Genomic DNA, 17,795 nt, shown 5'->3' with positions numbered 1-17,795 from the left:
GTTTCATATGCCATCAAATTCAACTCCCGCTCTGCGCGTGGGCATAGGCGGCCCGGTCGGCTCCGGCAAGACGGCACTGTGCGAAATGCTGTGCAAGCGCATGCGCGACCACTACGACATGGCGGTCATCACCAACGACATCTACACCAAGGAAGACATGGAGATCCTGCTGCGCGCCGATGCGCTGCCGGCGGAACGTCTGATGGGGGTGGAAACCGGCGGCTGCCCGCACACCGCGATCCGCGAGGATGCGTCCATCAATCTGGAGGCGATCGCCCGCATGAGCGCAGACTTCCCCGATCTGGATCTGATTCTGGTGGAATCCGGCGGCGACAATCTGGCCGCCACCTTCAGCCCGGAACTGTCGGACCTGACGATCTACGTGATCGACGTCGCCGGCGGCGAGAAAATCCCGCGCAAGGGCGGCCCCGGCATCACCCGCTCGGATCTGCTGATCATCAACAAGACCGATCTGGCGCCCTACGTCGGCGCGAACTTGGATATCATGGCGCAGGACGCCAAACGCATGCGCGGCGAGCGGCCTTTCGTGTTCACCAATCTGCGCAGCGGCGATGGCGTGGAAACCGTGATCGAATACATCCGCAAGCAAGGTTTGCTGGATGAAACCCGGGCCAGCAAAAAAGCATGAATCTGGCGTCCGATCCGACACAAGCCGGATCAATAGCGCTTACGAATCAATACAGATTACGCAGCAAGACAGGCCAACAGTCAGCAGATCAACCAGGCTGCACCCCAAACTGATATGAAGGAGAAACACATGTTCCGTATTTCCAGCAAGACCGGCGCCCGCATCGGCGTCATGGCCGTCGCCGCACTGGCCGCCGGCAGCGCAATCGCACACCCGGGCCATCCCGACTCGATGATGCATGGCTCGGCCAGCTTCATGGCCGGCTTCGAGCATCCTTTCTCAGGCATCGACCACCTGCTGGCAATGCTGGCGGTCGGCCTGTGGGCCGCGCAAAACAAGCGCTCGGCGCTATGGGTGTTGCCGCTGGCGTTTCCGCTGATGATGGTGGTCGGCGCGCTGCTGGCCTTCAACGGTCTGTCGCTGCCGGCAGTTGAAACCGGCATCGCCGCATCGGTTGCCGTGCTTGGTCTGCTGATCGCCTTTGCCGTCAGAATGCCGCTATGGGCGTCCACGCTGGTGGTGTCGCTGTTCGCCATGTTCCACGGCTATGCGCACGGCAGCGAATTGCCGCACGGCTCGTCGGCAGCGATGTACGGCGCCGGCTTCATCCTGGCTACCGCACTCCTGCATGCCGCCGGTCTGGGCATCGGCGTGTTCGCCGGCAAGCAGATGGCCGACAGGGTCGTGCGCATCGGCGGCTTCGGCATTGCCGCAGTCGGTGCCTATCTGTTGAGCGGCGTCTGATCTGAACATGTAGTTCATTGAGCCCAAAAGCAACGGGCTCCTCCAGTTCAGCAAAGTACGCCGTAATGAAAAACCGCGTGATCGACGTCAGCCAATGACGCCCGTCACGCGGTTTTGTTTTGTGCGACGAAAGATCAGGCGATCATGCCGGCTGTGTCTCGCTGCGCTGTTGCGTGGCGCGTGCCGCGATCCAGCCATCCAGCACCGCCGCGCTGCCGGCCGGCAGATGCAGGCCCAGTTTGGAGCGGCGCCACAGGATGTCGGCGGCGGAGCAGGCCCACTCCTGACGCATCAGATAGTCCACCTCGAGCGCGTACAGGCCGCTGAGGATTTCTTCGCCCATGTCGGCGATCTGCTTGCAGCCGGCCAGCATCTGGCGCGTGCGGCTGCCGTAGGCGCGCGCATAGCGCAGCAGCAGCGCCGGCGCCAGCCAGGCGAATTCGGTTTGCAGGCCATGCACAAAATGCTCGAATTCGCGCACCGAGCGGTTCTCGGGTTTCGGTCCGTAAAGGTCGCCGCCCGGCAGGCAGGCATCGGCGGTCCAGCTGCCGCGCTGATTCGACAATACCGGCGCGATCAGATCGACCGCCTCCTCGGCCAGCTTGCGGAAGGTGGTGATCTTGCCGCCGAAGACCGACAGCATGGGTGCGCCGGAAGTATCCAGATCCAGCTGGTAATCGCGCGTGACCGCCGAAGCATCGGCCGCGGCATCTTCCAGCAAGGGCCGCACGCCGGCGTAGGACCAGACCACGTCGGCCGGTGCAATCGGCCTGGCGAAATAGCGATTCGACAGCGTGCAGAGATAGTCGATTTCTTCCGGCGAGATGGCGACGTTTTCGGTCGGGCCGCGATACTCGATGTCGGTAGTGCCGATCAGTGTGAAGTTGCGTTCGTAAGGGATGGCGAAGACGATACGGCCGTCCGGATTCTGAAAGATGTAGGCATGGTCGTGTTCAAACAGACGCTTGACCACGATGTGACTGCCCTTGACCAGACGCACCGATTTGCTGGATTTCTTTTGCGCTGCTTCGCCCAGAAATCTGGCGACCCAGGGGCCGGCGGCATTCACTACGCCGCGCGCTTCGACCGCAATCTGTTCGCCGCTGCGCGTACGCAGTTCGGCATGCCAGAGCTGGCCTTGCTGCTGCACCGATTCGCAGCGCGTGCGGGTCAGGATATGCGCGCCTTTTTCTGCGGCATCCAGCGCATTGAGCACCACCAGCCGCGCATCGTCTACCCAGCCGTCTGAGTAGACGAAGCCGCGCACGAACTCGGGCTTGAGCGGCTCGCCCGAGGCATGACGACGCAGATCGAGACTGCGCGAACCGGGCAACAGTTCGCGCCGCGCCAGATGATCGTAGAGGAACATGCCGGCGCGGATCAGCCAGGCCGGGCGCTGGCCCTTATCATGCGGCATCACGAAACGCATCGGCCACATGATGTGCGGCGCCGCGCGCAGCAGCACTTCGCGTTCGATCAGAGCCTTGCGCACCAGACCGAATTCGTAATGCTCCAAGTAGCGCAGACCGCCGTGGATCAGCTTGCTCGATGAGGATGAAGTGTGCGAGGCCAGATCGTCCTGCTCGCACAGCACCACCGACAAGCCGCGTCCTGCCGCGTCGCGCGCGATACCCACGCCGTTGATGCCGCCGCCCACCACCAGGAGGTCACATTTGAGATTCTTGTCTGCTTGCATGGTGGATGACTTTATCAAAGGATTGACGGGATTACAGCACGCGCTTGCGGATTTGCGTCACGGCGACTTCAGTCACGATGACGATGGCGAAGATCGATACCAGCACGGTCGCCACGCGCGGCCACTGGAACAGGTTCAGCGCGGTGTCGAGCACCATGCCGACGCCGCCGGCGCCGACGATGCCGAGCACCGCCGATTCACGCACATTGATGTCCCAGCGCAGCAGAATGATGGACATGAAGGCCGGACGCAGTTGCGGCCAGTAGCCGTACCAGATTTCCGAGAACTTGCCGGCGCCGCTGGCTTGCAGGGCTTCGATCGGGCCGCGCGGCATCTGTTCGATGGTTTCGCCGACCATCTTGCCGACGAAGCCGATGGAACGGAAGGCAATCGCCAGCGTGCCGGCCACCGGACCAGGGCCGAAGATGGCCAGGAACAGCAATGCCCACACCAGCGAATTGACCGAACGGCTGGCCACCAGCACGATGCGCGCAAAGACATTGAGCGCACGATTTTTGGTGAGGTTGGACGCCACCATCAGGCCGAAGGGAATCGCCAGCACGATGGACAGCAAGGTGCCCAGCGTGGCGATGTGCAGCGTTTCGATCAGACCGGCCTGGACGTCGCTGGCGTAGTAAGCCCAGTCGATCGGCCACATGCGGCCCAGCATGTCGCTCATCTGGTCCGGCGCGTCGTACAGAAACTCCGGAATGATCTCGATGTAACGCATCGATTGCACCACGGCCAGGGCGATGAGCAGCCAGACCGTGAAACGCAGCAGCTTCTGCGTCAGCGTATGGCGCTGCCAGACATGATCTGCCGGCAGTGTCGCGCGCGGCGCAGCGATGGTGGGGCTGGTAGGGACGGAAGTGGAATCAGACATTGAAAACCTTCTTCACCGAGTTGGCCAGCAGTTCGCCGACCACGATGATGGTGATGATCGTGAGCAGAATGGTGAGCACGAAGTCGTAGTCGAAACGCTGGAAGGCGGAGAACAGCACGCCGCCCACGCCGCCGGCGCCGACGATGCCGACCATGGTCGAGTTGCGCAGATTGGAATCGAGCTGATAGGTCGAGAAACCGACGAAGCGCGACAGCACCTGCGGCAGCACGCCGAACAGGATCACGTTCATGAATGAGGCGCCGGTGGCGCGGATCGCTTCCACCTGCTTGATCGAGATTTCTTCAATCGCTTCGGCAAACAGCTTGCCGATGAAACCGATGGACGCCACGATCAGCGCCAGAATCCCGGCCAGTGCGCCGAAGCCGACTGCCTTGACGAACAGGATCGCGACGATCACCGGATGCAGCGAGCGGCAGATCGAGACGAAGGCGCGCGCCGGCCACGAGATCCATGCAGGCATCAGATTGCGGGCGCCCATGAGACCGATGGGCAGACTGAACAGAATCCCGAACAGCGAAGCCAGCACGGCGATCTGCAGGGTTTCCTTGATGCCGCCCCACAGGATGTCGCCCTTGCTGACATCCGGCGGGAACATGCGCGCCAGAAACTTGCCGCCATTACCCAGACCGGAAGCGAAACGCTCCCACGAAAAGCCCAGCTGCGTCGCCGCAAAGACGGCATAGGCCAGGATCAGATAAATGACGATGCGGGTCGTCAGGTTGGGACGGAACGCCAGGCTGATACGGGCGCCGCCCGCCGCATTGGCGGACGCAGCCGGAGATGGAGTGGTGCTCATGACAGCCAGTCCTCTCCGCCGTAGATTTGCTTGAGGAATTCGTCGCTCAGATTTTCCGGGCTGCCGTCGTAGACCACGTGGCCGCCGGACATGCCGATGATGCGGTCGGCATAGCGACGCGCCAGTTCGACGTCGTGAATGTTGACGATCACCGGGATGTTCTGCGCGCGGCCTTGCTCTTTGAGCAGCGAGATGATTTCGAACGAGGTCTTGGGATCGAGCGAAGAAGTCGGCTCATCGGCCAGCAGCAGACGCGGCTTTTGCATCAGGGCGCGGGCGATGCCGACGCGCTGACGCTGCCCGCCGGACAGCGCATCCGCGCGCTGATTGGCGAAGGCGCCGAGACCGACCGTATCCAGCAGTTGAAAGGCGTAGGCGATGTCTTCCCTGGCGAAGTTGCGGCGCCAGGCGGTGAAGGCGTTGACGTAACCGAGGCGGCCGCACAGCAGGTTTTCCATCACGCTCAGGCGCTCCACCAGGTTGTATTCCTGGAACACCATGCCGATGTGGCGGCGCGTTTCGCGCAGCGCCTTGCCGCGCAATTCGGCCAGATTGACGCGCTTGCCTTCGCTGCTGAACCAGATCGCGCCCTTGCTGGGATCGACCAGACGATTGATGCAGCGGATCAGGGTCGACTTGCCGGTGCCGGAAGGACCGATGATGGCGACCAGGCCGGCATCGCCGAAAGTGAGATCGATGCCCTTGAGGATGGGATGGCCGGCTTTGTACTCTTTGACCAGACCTTGAATTTCTAGCGCATGTGACATGACAAGGGGCTTTCTTTCTGAAAATCGGGATGCACGTCTCCGCAGAACCTCGGCTGAGGTTCCGGACGGTGAGGGCTGCCGGGTTGTGTTGCGGACTTGCTGCTATCAACTAAAACAGCGTAGGTCTTGGAATCTGTCGGAAGCTATGCGCAATCAGTAGCGAGAGGCCATCAGCCGGTGGCAAATGGCCCCGCGATCAGATCGGAGGCAGCTTCTTATTTTTTGCCTGATTGCTGCTTGTCGTAAGCGGCGCGGTTGAAGGATTCGCCGGCGGTGTGCGCAACGTAGCGCACCATCTCGAAGTCCTTTTTGTAGTTGATCGGGAAGAAGCGGTCGGCGCCGGCGAAGGCCTTCTTCAGATCATCGGTGAAGCGATAGTCGTAGAAGCACTTCAGCATCTTGTCGCGGAACACCGGTTCCAGATCATGTGCATAAGCGAAATCCTGGGTCGGGAATTTCTCGCTGCGCCAGATCACGCGGAAGTTTTCAGCCTTGATCACGCCGCGCTCGATCATGCGGTCGAACACGTCGGAAGCCACAGCCGCCGCATCGTAGTCGCCCGAGTTCACGCCCAGAATCGACTGATCATGCTTGCCGGAGTAGATCACCTTGTAGTCCTTGTCGGGGGTCACGCCCAGCTTCGGGAACAGCGCCATCGGCGCCATGTGACCGGAGTTGGACGACGGGGCGGTGTGCGCAACCTTCTTGCCCTTGAGGTCGCTCATCTTCTGGATGCTGCTGTCCTTGCGCACGATGACATTCACGGTGTAACCCTGATAGCCCTTGGCGTCGCCGATCACGGCGAACGGCACGGCGCCGGCAATGTTCACGGCGAAGTTGGTCGGGCCCGGCGAGAAACCGCCGACGTGCAGACGGCCCGAGCGCATGGCTTCGATTTCAGCGGCATTCGATTGCACCTGGAAGAACACGACCTTCTTGGCCGTGCATTGCGCCAGATAGTCGGTGAACGGTTTGAAAATCTTGTCGTAGACCGCCGGATCTTCCACCGGGGTGAAGGTGAACACCAGCGTGTTCGGCGTCTTCAGTTTCTTGGGATCGGTCGGGGTGTCAGCCGTCAGATCGTTGTTGGCGTCGCAGTACTGCTGGTCCAGATCGCCGCGGTTGGTGCAGGTGTCCTGCGCATATGAAATCGCCGGAGCGACGATCGCCAGGGCGATCAGGGTCTTGATCAGACGCTGCAACATGGTGTCTCCTCGTTGTTTTACGTTGGTGTGCTTGAGCACGCGTGAATGAATGTGGCGCAGTGTAGGCCAGCACTCCGGCTTTTTCCAGCTTGCCGATCGGCCGGACCGGCACTTTTCTTGCAGCAGGCTTTCCAGCGGCTTTCAATCTGCTTTCAAAAGTAGCCGGGCTGCCTCCGCCATCTGCGCGGCAATCGTGGCAGTCGTCTGGCGGACGGGGCGGTTTAATTGTATAAAGCCATGTCACGAACGATAAAAAATATTGGAGATCATGCATATCCTGCTGGTGGAGGACGACATCGACATGTCGAATGCGCTGTTCCGGGCGCTGGAGCGGCGCGGCTTTCAGGTCACGCATTGCGCTGACGGCATCAGTGCGCTATCGCATATCAAGGACGGTATCGGCGATCTGGTGGTGCTGGATCTGAACATTCCGGGGCTGGACGGCTTGCATCTGCTGCAGCGTATACGCGCGCAGGAAATCCATACGCCGGTGATCGTGCTGACCGCGCGTGGCGCTGTCGGCGATCGCGTGGCCGGCCTGAACGCCGGCGCCGACGACTATCTGGCCAAGCCCTTCGATCTCGATGAACTGGATGCGCGCATCCGCGCCCTGTTGCGGCGCAAGAACAACGCCGAAGACCATTTCACCAAATGCGGCGACCTGCGTTTCGAGCGCAGCTCAGGTGCATTTTATTGTGGCGAGGAAGCGCTGGAATTCACCCCGCGCGAACACACGCTACTCAAAGCGCTGATCGCCAAACCAGGCCATGCGGTCACCAAGGAACGTTTGTTCAGGCTGGTGTTTCCGATGGAAGAAAATACGCAGATCGAGGCGATTGAAGTGATCGTCCACCGTCTGCGCAAGAAGCTCACTAACACTCGCACCGAAGTGATGACCCTGCGCGGACTCGGCTATCTGCTGCGGGTGCAGAACAACGGCGGCGACTGATGCGGCCGTTTTCGAGACGGCGCTCGGTACGCAGCTATCTGCTGGCCTGGATCATTCTGCCGATCGCGCTGTTCATCGTGATCGACTCATTCTCGCTGTATCGCAATACGCTGGAGTCGGTGAACACCGCTTACGACCGCATGCTGATTGCCTCGGTCCATTCCATCGGCGATCTGCTGCGCATCGAGAACGGCGAACTCAAGGTCTCGCTGCCGTATGCCGCGCTGGAAATCTACGAAGCCGATTATTCCAGTCAGATGATTTATCGCATCAACGGTCTCAACGGCGAATTTCTGGCGGGCGACCGCGACCTGCCCAAGTTCACCGGCAAGCTGAGCAAGCACAAGGCTTATCCAGCGCTGGCGCACATCTATGAAGATACCTACAACGGCGTGCCGGTGCGCGTGGCGGCGCTTTTGCAGCCGGTGGTCAGCAATGATCCGCGCGGCGGTGCGCTGATCCAGGTGGCGGAAACGCTGGAAAACCGCAGCGATCTGGCGCGCAAGATTTTCTGGGAAACGCTGATCCGCCAGGCCGCGCTGCTGGTGGTGATTACCTCGGTCACCTTGTACGTGGTGTCGCGCGCGCTGCAGCCCATCGATGCCTTGCGCCGTCAGCTCGACGAGCGGCCGGCCGATGATCTGTCGCCGGTATCGCCGCCGTTTTCACCGCGCGAACTGCAGCCCTTCATCAAGGCGCTGAATCAATTGATGGAGCGCTTGCAACGTCTGCTCGATCATCAGCAGCGCTTCGTCGCCAATGCCTCGCATCAGTTGCGCACGCCGCTGGCGGTGCTCAAGACACAATTGCAATCCGGCCTGCGCGGCGATGCGCCGGCGCCGGTGATCCTGGCCGAAATGGCCGGCACGGTAGACCGCGCGACCAATCTGGCCAATCAGTTGCTGTCGCTGGCCAAGGTGGAACAGTTGCGCGGCAGTGGCGTGCAGAGTCTGTGCGATCTGAGCATGCTGGCGCGCGAGACGGCGGTGGATCTGTCGCCGCTGATCGCGGAAAAAAATCTGGATTTCGAACTCGACGTGCAAAAGATCTATGTGCTCGGCCACCCGTGGATGGTCGGTGAACTGATCTCCAATCTCTTGCACAACGCGATCCGCCATACGCCTTATGGCTCGCGTCTCGGCATCTATGCGCGGACCGAAGACGCGGGCGAAGCGGCACAGAATCAGGCCAAGGTCACGCTGTGCGTGTGGGACAGCGGCCCGGGCATCAGCGAAGACATGGCGGGCCATCTGTTCCGCGCGTTTTCGTCCAACGAATCTTCCGGTGGTCTTGGACTGACCATTTGTCGCGAGATCGCCGATTCGATGCAGGCAGAGATCAATCTGGATAACCGCATCGTGGACGGCAAGATCGCAGGCCTGCAGGCGACCGTGGTGTGTGCGGCGGCCGCAGGAAGCTGACGCGGCTGGCCGCAGAAGGGCTATCTTGAATGGCCCAGACTCGCGCGCGAGGTGCGGATGCTGTGTGCAAATGCAGGGTCATCCAGATAGGCGACGTTGAGCCGCGTCCAGGGTTCGCGCTCGGCGCGGTTGACGAAGAAGATCGAACCCGGCGCCAGCACCACGCCATGTTTCAGACAATGTTCGGTCAGCAGGTTGGCGTCTTTGACGTGCGGAAATTTCGCCCACAGATAAAGGCTGCGCTCGGGCCGGCAAAACACTTCTGCCCCCAGCTGATCGAGCACATCGAGTCCGCGCCGCGTAGCCTGTCTGAGTTTCTCCTGCAGGCGCAAGGTTTGCAGTGAAAACTGTTCGTCCTTGAGGATGGCGTCGATCACGCGTTCGCTGTATTCGGCACCGGTGGTATGCACCAGCATCTTGATGTCGGCCAGTTCTTCGATGCGGTGATGGCTGCCGGCCACGAAGCCTACGCGCAAAGCTGCGGACAGTGATTTGGAAAAGCTGCCGATGTACAAGGTGCGCTGCATCTGGTCGAGTGCAGAAAGCCGCGTGGTCGAGGCTGGCTTGAAATCAGCCATGGCATCGTTCTCGATGATCAGCAGATCGTATTTTTCGGCAATCTGCAAAATTTGATGCGCCTTGGCCGGCGAGATATCGGAGCCGGTCGGATTGTGCGCCGAGGTCTGCACGAAAAACAGGCGCGGCCGATAGGCCTTCACCAGCTGTTCCAGCGCGGCGATGTCGGGGCCGTCAGGCAAGCGCGGCACGCCGAGCATGCGGCTGCCGTGCATCTGCAGTTTGCCGAACAGCGGGTAATAACCCGGGTCGTCCACCAGCACGTGGTCGCCATGCTTGAGGTAACGCCGGATGATGATGTCCATGCCGTGATTGGCGCCGAAGGTGGTGACGATTTCGCGCGGTGAACAATGTATCGAATGATGCAAGAGCTTGAGCGCAATGCGCTGACGCAAGCCCATGTTGCCCAGCCGCGACCCATAGCGGTAGAGCGTGACGCCGCTGGTGCGTACGACCTGCCGGTGATATTTGTCGAGCCGCATTTCGGCCAGCCAGTCCACCGGCGGAAAACCTTCTCCCAGATGCGAATGGCCGGGATCGCGCACGAACTGCTGGCGCATCATCCAGATGGTATCGAGCGCACGGTTGTACGGCTGCAGCTCATCGTCTTCACTGGCGGTCGGACTGGCCGCCCGCACGAAAAATCCCTTGCCGTGACGCGCCTCCACCAGACCCTGCGAGGCCAGCATTTCATAGGCGGTAATCACCGTGTTCTTGGAGTAGCCGTGCTGCTGCATGTACTTGCGCAGTGAGGGCAGCATGTCGCCGCTTTTCAATATGCCATCGCTGATCTGCCGTGAAATTTCGGTCGCGATCTGGCGCGTCAATGTGTCTCTAGCCATGTCATTTTCCCGGGTACAGAAAGTCCAGTGTCTGCGTCAACTGTACCTTTTTTAGCCGGACAGTGGATAGTAGTATGCATCAGACACAAGGAATTCCGTTCATCGCCGTCCGCCTTCACCGCGGCTATCCGGCACACAGCCGAGCTCCGCAATCGGTGATGAAGCGCTTTCCATTTACAACAACGAGACAACAAGGAATCCATTCAACATGCCTATCGACTCGCGCCTGCCGAACTTTCGTAGTCTTTCCCCAGCGCAAAGAATCGACCATCTGACGACACTGCTCAAGCTGTCTGATCAGGATCAGCAATTGCTCAGAAACGCCGGCGCGCTGCCGCTGGAAATCGCCGACGGCATGATCGAAAACGTGGTCGGCAAGTTCGAATTGCCGTATGCGATTGCCACCAATTTTCTGGTCAACGGCCGCGACGTGCTGGTGCCGCTGGTGGTGGAAGAGCCGTCAGTGGTTGCCGCCGCATCGTACATGGCCAAACTGGCGCGCGCGGCGGGCGGCTTCCGCACCTCCAGCAGCGCGCCGCTGATGCGCGCACAGGTGCAGATTGTCGGCGTCACCGATCCCTACGGCGCACGCCAGCGCCTGCTGCGCAGCAAGGACGAAATCATCGCACTGGCCAACAGCAAGGACACCCTGCTGCTGCAACTGGGCGGCGGTTGCCGCGATATCGAAATTCATACCTTCGAACAGAGCGCGGTCGGCCCGATGCTGGTGATGCATCTGATCGTCGACGTGCGCGATGCGATGGGCGCCAACACCGTCAACACCATGGCGGAAACCGTGGCGCCGCTGGTGGAAAAAGTCAGTGGCGGCAAGGTGCGACTGCGCATTCTGTCGAACCTGGCCGACCTGCGCCTGGCGCGCGCCGAAGCGCGTTTTACGCCCGAGACTTTCGACACCGCCGAGCTCAAGGGCAAGGATGTGATCGACGGCATCATCGAGGCTTACACCTTCGCCGCCATCGATCCCTACCGCGCCGCGACGCACAACAAGGGCATCATGAACGGCATCGATCCGCTGGTGGTGGCGACCGGCAACGACTGGCGCGCCATCGAAGCCGGTGCGCATGCATATGCATCGCGCAACGGCCATTACGGTTCGCTGACGACCTGGGAAAAAGACAAGCAGGGGCATCTGGTCGGCACCATAGAAATGCCGATGTCGCTGGGTCTGGTCGGCGGCGCCACCAAGACCCATCCGATGGCACAGGTGTCGCTGCGCATTCTGGACGTGAAGTCGGCGCAGGAGCTGGCTGAGATTGCGGTCGCAGTCGGTCTGGCGCAAAACCTCGGCGCCTTGCGCGCGCTGGCGACGGAAGGCATACAACGTGGTCACATGGCGCTGCACGCCCGCAATATTGCGATGCAGGCCGGCGCCGTCGGTGAAGAAGTGGATTGGGTGGTCAAGCAGATGGTGCAGGCCAGAGACGTGCGCACCGAGCGCGCCGGCGCGCTGCTCAATGAAAGACGCAACAAGTGAAAGTGATGGAGACCGATGCTGCAGCCGTGCGCATCGTCGAAGTCGGTCCGCGCGATGGCTTGCAGAACGAGAAACAGGCGCTGCCCGTGGCGACGCGGGTGGAGTTTGTGCAGAAGCTGGTGGCCGCCGGCTTGAAGTCGATTGAGGTCGGCTCCTTCGTCTCGCCGAAGTGGGTGCCGCAGATGAGCGGTTCGGATGAAGTGCTGCGCAGGCTGCCGGTAGCCGCAGGCGTTCGCTACACCGCGCTGGTGCCGAATCTGAAAGGGTTCGAAGCGGCGCTGGCCAGCGGCTGCAAGGAGATCGCGGTGTTCGCGGCGGCATCAGAGAGTTTTTCCCGGCGCAACATCAATTGCTCGGTGAGCGAAAGCATCGTGCGCTTTCGGCCTGTGGCCGAACTGGCAAAGGCGCACGGCATCGCGCTGCGCGGCTATGTGTCTTGCGTGATGGGATGTCCTTACGAGGGCGACATCGCGCCGTCGGCGGTAGCCTCGGTGGCGGCGCAATTGCATGCGCTCGGTTGTCATGAAATCAGCCTCGGCGACACCATAGGCGCCGGTTCGCCGCGTCAGACGCGTGAATTGATCCGGGCTTGCGCGGCCGAGCTGCCACTGGCGGTATTGGCCGGACATTTTCATGACACCTACGGCATGGCCGTCGCCAATGTCGACGCCGCGCTGAATGCCGGCGTGACGGTATTCGATGCCTCGGTCTCGGGACTAGGCGGCTGCCCGTACTCGCCCGGCGCCACCGGCAACGTGGCGACCGAAGAGCTGGTGTATCTGTTCGAGCGTTTGGGAATAAGCACCGGCATTGATCTGGACAAGCTGATCGATGCCGGCCGTTTCATCGATGCGCAACTGGGTCGCAGCAGCGCATCGAAGGTCGCCGTAGCGCGCAGCTCAGCCGCTGCCTGCTGAGCGATCTGCAAGGCACGCACAAGAAAAATAAACCGGGTTCGAGGCTAAACTCGACATCCCGAAAATACTGACCGCAAACAATTGCGGCAGACATCCGAATGGAGACAGACATTTGCCATGCATGCATCACATCTACTTGAAGACATCGCCCGCAAGGGCGGTGCGCTGAACGGCGTCATCGTTCTCGACCTGACCCGCGTGGTCGCCGGCCCTTATTGCGCGATGATTCTGGCCGACCTCGGCGCCACCGTGATCAAGATCGAGAATCCGCAGGACCCCGATCTCACGCGCGAATTTCCACCTTTCAGTCAATCCTCGGGAACACCTGAGTCGCCGGTCAGCGGCTTCTTTGCGCAATACAACCGCAACAAACTGGCGGCCGGCCTGGATCTGAAACAGGCGGAAGGCAAGCGTCTGTTTCTGGACATGGTGGCCAAGGCCCACATCGTGATCGAGAATTTCAGACCCGGCACCATGGACAAACTGGGCCTGGGCTATGCGGTCTTGAAGGAGGCCAATCCGGCCATCGTGTATGCCGCCATCAGCGGCTTCGGCCAGTCCGGCCCCAATCGCACGCGCCCGGCTTACGACAGCACCGCGCAGGCCACCGGCGGCTTGTGGTCGATGAATGGCTTGCAGGAAGAACCGATGCGCGTGGGCACCGTGCTGGGTGATTTGTCGGCCGGACTGTATGCCGCCATCGGCGCACTGGCGGCGCTGCGCGAGGCGGAAAAATCCGGCATCGGCCAGATGGTCGATGTGTCGCAGCAGGACTCCATCGTCTCGCTCACCGAAAACGCCATCGTCACTTACACAGAAACCGGCAAGGTGACGGTGCCGACCGGCAACGGCCATCCCTTCGTCAAACCTTACGGACGCTATCGCTGCAAGGACGGCTATGTGTTCTTCGGCGCGTATACCGACAAGTTCTGGCGCGAGGCCTGCCAGACCTTCGACGACCATGAAATGGCGAACGATCCTGAAGTGGCGACCATGGCCCAGCGCTTCGAACAAGACATCTATGAACGCAAGGTCGACCCGGCCGTGCGTCGCTGGTGCGGCAAATATACGAAGGCTGAGCTGGAGCAGATGGTGGGTGACAGATTTCCGCTGTCGCCGATCAAGGGCATCGACGAAGTGGTGGCGGACCCGCATCTGAAGGAACGCAACATGCTGGTGTCGGTGGAGTATGAACAGACCCGTTTCTCGGTGTTCGGCAATCCGGTGAAGCTGTCGCGCGGCACCTTCGAAAGTGATGCGCGCGCACCCGGCGCGAGCCAGCATAACCATGACGTCTATCTAGACTGGCTGGGATTGGAGCGCCCGCAATACGAGGCGCTGCTGGCCAGAGGAGTGATCTGAATGAAGCGCAACGGCACGACCTCCGACTCATCGGGAAAGGATGAAATGACATGGCCCTGTTGACTGAAGCGATCACCCGCCATATCGGCGCGGCGCTGCCGCCGTTCCGTTTCGAGATCAGCAGAAACGACGTGCGCAAATATGCGCTGGCGACCGGGCAGCAGGAGCCGCGTTTTCTATCGGGCGACGAGGCTCCGCTACTGTTTCTGTTCAACGCGATGATGCCGCTGACGCCGCTTGATCAGTTGCTGCCGGACGGCCATCAGCCGGACAGCCCGCTGATCCCCGAACTGCCGCTGAAAAGAATCATGGCAGGCGGCAGCGAGTTTCAGGTGTTTGGCCGCCTGCGCTGCGGCGATGTGCTGACGGTGCACCAGAGCCTGAAGGATATCTACGAAAAAGACGGCGCCAACGGTCCGCTGATTTTTCTGGTGTTCGAGAACCGTTTTGAAGATGAAAACGGGCGACCGGTGGTGATCGAAAAACTGACGAGGATTGCACGATGAGCGCATTTTCCCTACGCCAGGCGCATGTGGATCAGGCCCTGCCTTCGCGCTCCTACCAGGTGAACGAGGTGCAGCTGTTTCTGTACAACGCTGCGATCTGGAACGCGCACAGAATTCACTACGACCTGCCTTATACGCGCGAGGTCGAGCAGCATCAGGCCTTGCTGGTCGATGGCCCGCTGCAGGGCGACTGGCTGATGCAGCTGGTCTATGCGGTGATGGACGACGGCGACACGCTGGAGAGCTTCAATTACCAGAACCGCCACTCCGCCTACGTCGGTGAACCCTTGGTGGCGAGCGGCAAGGTAGAACAGATCGACGGCAATCGCGTTCATCTGTCGCTCAGCATTAGCAATGCGCAAGGCAAGCTCAGCACCGTCGGCAAGGCGGTGGTCTGCAGCAATATTTCCTGAATTTCATGAGCCTGACATTTGACTGAGAGGTGCTATTCCACTTCTAAGCGCAAGCCTTCGTAAGTACAAATCAGAAAATAACCAGCAATGGAGGATGACACCTTGCAATCGACTTCAACCCGATTCGCCCCGCCCGCGAATCCAGGCAATACCACAGGGCAGGATCAATACAATCTCTTCGAAGTGTGGGGAGACACCATCGATGCGCGACATCTGTCGTGGTCGATCGCCATCGGCGCAGTGATCAGCGTAGGTTCTTACGCGCTGGCCAAATGGTCGCTGGTGCAACTGCTGGGCGATACGCAGATGGTGCATGCCTATGCGATGCTGGGCGGCATTGTCGGCTGCCTGACCGGGGGCGTGGTCAGCGCCTTGCTGTTCAAGCCCAAACGCACGGTTATCCAGGAAATGGTGGATAAGCAATTTCAGGCCGAAGTCATCGCCGATCTGAAGAAACAGTACGGCAGCCTGGGACGGGTGGAAGAAGCTTCACCGCAAGTCATCCTGGAACTCAAGGAGCTGGGACTGTACGAAATGTTCGCGCAGGCGCAAGACGGCCACGAAGAACAGACTGCCGGCGCTGCGATGAATCTGGTGATCGCCGGCGGCAAGAGCGGAGGCTGAACATGGACCATCTGCTCATGGAAATTTTCACGGCCTTCGCATTCGGCCTGCTCGGCGCGGTATTGTTTTCGGGCATAGGCCTGATCTCGGGCACCGATGAAACCACTACGCTGGCGCCGCTCACCATGCTGGTCGTGCTGCTTGGCGCACCGCCTTCGGCTATCCTGAGTTTCTTCATCGCCGGCGCGGTCGCCAAACACATGACGCATGCAGTGCCGACTGCACTGCTGGGGATTCCTGGTGACACCTCGGCCGTGGCGCTGATCGGTGACGCCAATCAGTTGCGGCGCCTGGGTGTGCCGCATATCGCCTTGCGAAAGATGTTGTCCGGCGGCGCGCTGGCAGCCTTGATTGCCGTGCCGATTTCGATTGCCTTTGCAGTGCTGCTGGCGCCTTTTGGTAGCGTCATCAAGCAGTTCGCGCCATGGGTATTCCTGTGTGCGGCCTTGCTGATCGCGTATTTTTCTGCCGGACGCTGGGCCGCCATGCTGGCGCTGATCCCTTTCGTGCTGCTGATCGTCGCCTTGCAGACCTTGACGGTGAAATATGGTGTCAAGCTCTCTGTAAGCTACTTCCTCGGCATTGCAGTCGCACCGTTGATCGCTTCACTGTTTTCTTTGATTTCGCCACAGGCGCGGGAGGGCATGCGGCGGGATAAATTCCGCGTGTTTTCACTGGCGCCGGATATGAAAGCCTGGAGCGGATATTTTCCGAATCCGCTGAAAGTCCTGAGCCCGCGTCAGGCACGCGTTACCGCAGTCTCCGCCGCGGTTTCCAGCGCCACCTTCGTATTCAGCCCGGTCGCGATGGCGGTGGTGGTCGGTGAAATCATCGGGGGCCGCATCAAGCAGGCGTATGAGCGCGTCACCACGGTCATCACCGCACGTAACGGCATTTCCGAATCGACATATATAGCGGAAACTTTGATCCCGTTGATCGCCTTCGGCCTGCCGCTCAGCCCGGTGGCCGCCGGACCGGCCGCACCGCTGTTCAATGCACCGCCGCGTTTTTCGGTCGATGCCGCCACCGGCCAGGTCAACAATCTGCACAATCTGCTGAGTGTCCCGGAGTTCTTCTGGTACACGCTGATGGCGGTCGTCGTGGCCTTGTTGATCGCCTATCCCTTCGCCATGAATTACGCCCATCGCGCCGCCACGTTTGTCGCCCGCAAGGTCAGCCACGAAGCGGTCATCGCCACCTTCATCGGCCTGGTGCTGGTCATCGGAATCTGGGAAGGCGGGGTGCTGGGATTGCTGGTCATTCTCTCGATCGGCATGCTCGGTGGCTTCCTTGAACGCCTCGTCGGCTTCAATATCGGCGTGCAATTCATGGGCTATTACACCGCAGTTCTATCGGTGCCGGCGCTGTTGGCGTGGCTGAATTAGCTGGTTTGCGATGAGTGTTTGAACGGAGAGGTAATTGAATATGATGGAGCTGAGTTACCTGTAGCTACTGATGCTCAAATTATTCTTATTGTTTTCTTATTTCTACCTTCTTTGGTCTAAAAGCCCGCATCTTCATCGATGCGGGCTTTTTCATGGGGCTGTCGCTCGTTGATTTTGCTGCAGTTTTTGGGCGTTAAAGTATGCAAAACGAGTCTTGATGGCGGACATTTTTGCTGGCTGAATACCTTGCTGTGACGCTTTCATTGTCGCATCCGGCATGCTGGATCTTCTCGCTGGCGGGGATGTTAGATTAACGCGAAGCGGCCTGTTTTATTAGATATTCAAAGCTGATTGCTATTGCTAATTCAATGTGAGCTCGGTTGTCAGAGTGACTTGAGATAGTCTGACACCGGTATTTCGTTTCCAGCGCGACGACGGCAAGGGTTTTTACGGAGAGGCGGGCATTGGAGTGCATTTGTTCTCGAAGCTGTACCGCAACAACGACAAGGTGCTGTCGACGGCGTTCCAGTTTGGGGATCACATT

General features: G+C 60.3%; 17 protein-coding genes and 1 pseudogene. 12 read left to right on the top strand and 6 right to left on the bottom strand.

Features of this window, described 5'->3' with window-relative positions:
- The first annotated feature begins 7 nt into the window (after positions 1–7).
- Complete coding sequence (ureG, locus tag PQR62_RS05955; RefSeq protein ID WP_408155788.1) at positions 8–649, top strand: urease accessory protein UreG; 642 nt, start codon at positions 8–10, stop codon at positions 647–649.
- A 129-nt stretch (positions 650–778) separates the two neighbouring features.
- Positions 779–1,393, top strand: coding sequence for a HupE/UreJ family protein (locus PQR62_RS05950; protein ID WP_408155786.1), 615 nt, complete (start codon positions 779–781; stop codon positions 1,391–1,393).
- Positions 1,394–1,535: 142 nt separating this feature from the next.
- Here the strand turns inward: PQR62_RS05950 and glpD are convergent, their stop codons facing one another.
- From glpD to phnD, 5 genes are all read right to left on the bottom strand, one after another.
- Positions 1,536–3,089, bottom strand: coding sequence for a glycerol-3-phosphate dehydrogenase (gene glpD / locus PQR62_RS05945; RefSeq protein ID WP_408155784.1), 1,554 nt, complete (start codon positions 3,087–3,089; stop codon positions 1,536–1,538).
- 31 nt (positions 3,090–3,120) lie between these two features.
- On the bottom strand, positions 3,121–3,972 hold the full coding sequence (gene phnE, locus PQR62_RS05940) for a phosphonate ABC transporter, permease protein PhnE (RefSeq protein ID WP_408155782.1): 852 nt from the start codon (positions 3,970–3,972) through the stop codon (positions 3,121–3,123).
- Positions 3,965–4,789, bottom strand: a complete 825-nt coding sequence (gene phnE / locus PQR62_RS05935) for a phosphonate ABC transporter, permease protein PhnE (RefSeq protein WP_408155780.1) — start codon at positions 4,787–4,789, stop codon at positions 3,965–3,967. Before phnE (PQR62_RS05935) ends, phnE (PQR62_RS05940) begins: the two co-directional genes overlap by 8 nt.
- Entirely contained in the window at positions 4,786–5,556 is a 771-nt protein-coding gene (gene phnC / locus PQR62_RS05930; protein WP_408155778.1) for a phosphonate ABC transporter ATP-binding protein, read from the bottom strand. Before phnC ends, phnE (PQR62_RS05935) begins: the two co-directional genes overlap by 4 nt.
- Before the next feature lie 215 nt (positions 5,557–5,771).
- Positions 5,772–6,761 (bottom strand): phosphate/phosphite/phosphonate ABC transporter substrate-binding protein, encoded by a 990-nt coding sequence (phnD, locus tag PQR62_RS05925; protein WP_408155776.1) that lies wholly within the window; start codon positions 6,759–6,761, stop codon positions 5,772–5,774.
- Positions 6,762–7,029: 268 nt separating this feature from the next.
- Here phnD and PQR62_RS05920 point away from each other — a divergent pair, with 268 nt between their 5' ends.
- Positions 7,030–7,710: a response regulator transcription factor gene (locus PQR62_RS05920; protein ID WP_408155774.1), complete on the top strand. Its 681-nt coding sequence runs from the start codon at positions 7,030–7,032 to the stop codon at positions 7,708–7,710.
- The gene (locus tag PQR62_RS05915; RefSeq protein ID WP_408156838.1) at positions 7,707–9,131 is read left to right on the top strand and encodes a sensor histidine kinase; all 1,425 of its coding nucleotides are present in this window, start codon (positions 7,707–7,709) and stop codon (positions 9,129–9,131) included. The genes PQR62_RS05920 and PQR62_RS05915 overlap by 4 nt, the downstream gene beginning before the upstream one ends.
- 20 nt (positions 9,132–9,151) lie before the next feature.
- Here PQR62_RS05915 and PQR62_RS05910 read toward each other — a convergent pair whose 3' ends face one another.
- Positions 9,152–10,549, bottom strand: a complete 1,398-nt coding sequence (locus tag PQR62_RS05910; protein ID WP_408155772.1) for an aminotransferase-like domain-containing protein — start codon at positions 10,547–10,549, stop codon at positions 9,152–9,154.
- Between the two features lie 208 nt (positions 10,550–10,757).
- On the opposite strand from PQR62_RS05910, the gene PQR62_RS05905 reads away from it, so the two are divergent.
- The 8 genes and pseudogenes from PQR62_RS05905 to PQR62_RS05870 all read left to right on the top strand — a co-directional run.
- Positions 10,758–12,044 carry a hydroxymethylglutaryl-CoA reductase, degradative gene (locus PQR62_RS05905; RefSeq protein ID WP_408155770.1) on the top strand — a complete coding sequence of 429 codons (1,287 nt, stop codon included), beginning with the start codon at positions 10,758–10,760 and terminating at the stop codon, positions 12,042–12,044.
- 5 nt (positions 12,045–12,049) lie between these two features.
- The gene (locus tag PQR62_RS05900) at positions 12,050–12,961 is read left to right on the top strand and encodes a hydroxymethylglutaryl-CoA lyase (protein WP_408155768.1); all 912 of its coding nucleotides are present in this window, start codon (positions 12,050–12,052) and stop codon (positions 12,959–12,961) included.
- A 117-nt stretch (positions 12,962–13,078) separates the two neighbouring features.
- Positions 13,079–14,323 (top strand): CaiB/BaiF CoA transferase family protein, encoded by a 1,245-nt coding sequence (locus PQR62_RS05895; protein ID WP_408155766.1) that lies wholly within the window; start codon positions 13,079–13,081, stop codon positions 14,321–14,323.
- A 50-nt stretch (positions 14,324–14,373) separates the two neighbouring features.
- Positions 14,374–14,829 (top strand): FAS1-like dehydratase domain-containing protein, encoded by a 456-nt coding sequence (locus PQR62_RS05890; RefSeq protein WP_408155764.1) that lies wholly within the window; start codon positions 14,374–14,376, stop codon positions 14,827–14,829.
- Complete coding sequence (locus PQR62_RS05885; protein WP_408155762.1) at positions 14,826–15,242, top strand: HTD2 family dehydratase; 417 nt, start codon at positions 14,826–14,828, stop codon at positions 15,240–15,242. The genes PQR62_RS05890 and PQR62_RS05885 overlap by 4 nt, the downstream gene beginning before the upstream one ends.
- Before the next feature lie 102 nt (positions 15,243–15,344).
- A complete protein-coding gene (locus tag PQR62_RS05880) occupies positions 15,345–15,866 on the top strand; it encodes a hypothetical protein (protein WP_408155760.1) in 522 nt (173 codons plus the stop codon).
- A gap of 2 nt (positions 15,867–15,868) precedes the next feature.
- A complete protein-coding gene (locus tag PQR62_RS05875; protein ID WP_408155758.1) occupies positions 15,869–17,251 on the top strand; it encodes a tripartite tricarboxylate transporter permease in 1,383 nt (460 codons plus the stop codon).
- A gap of 403 nt (positions 17,252–17,654) precedes the next feature.
- Positions 17,655–17,795 (top strand): annotated as a pseudogene (locus PQR62_RS05870) (acyloxyacyl hydrolase); the annotation flags it as partial.

It is taken from the genome of Herbaspirillum lusitanum (assembly GCF_046025995.1).
In the GTDB taxonomy this organism is placed as follows: domain Bacteria; phylum Pseudomonadota; class Gammaproteobacteria; order Burkholderiales; family Burkholderiaceae_D; genus Herbaspirillum; species Herbaspirillum lusitanum_A.
The sequence above is the reverse complement of the archived record's forward strand: the minus strand, read 5'-3'. Positions and strand labels throughout refer to the sequence as shown.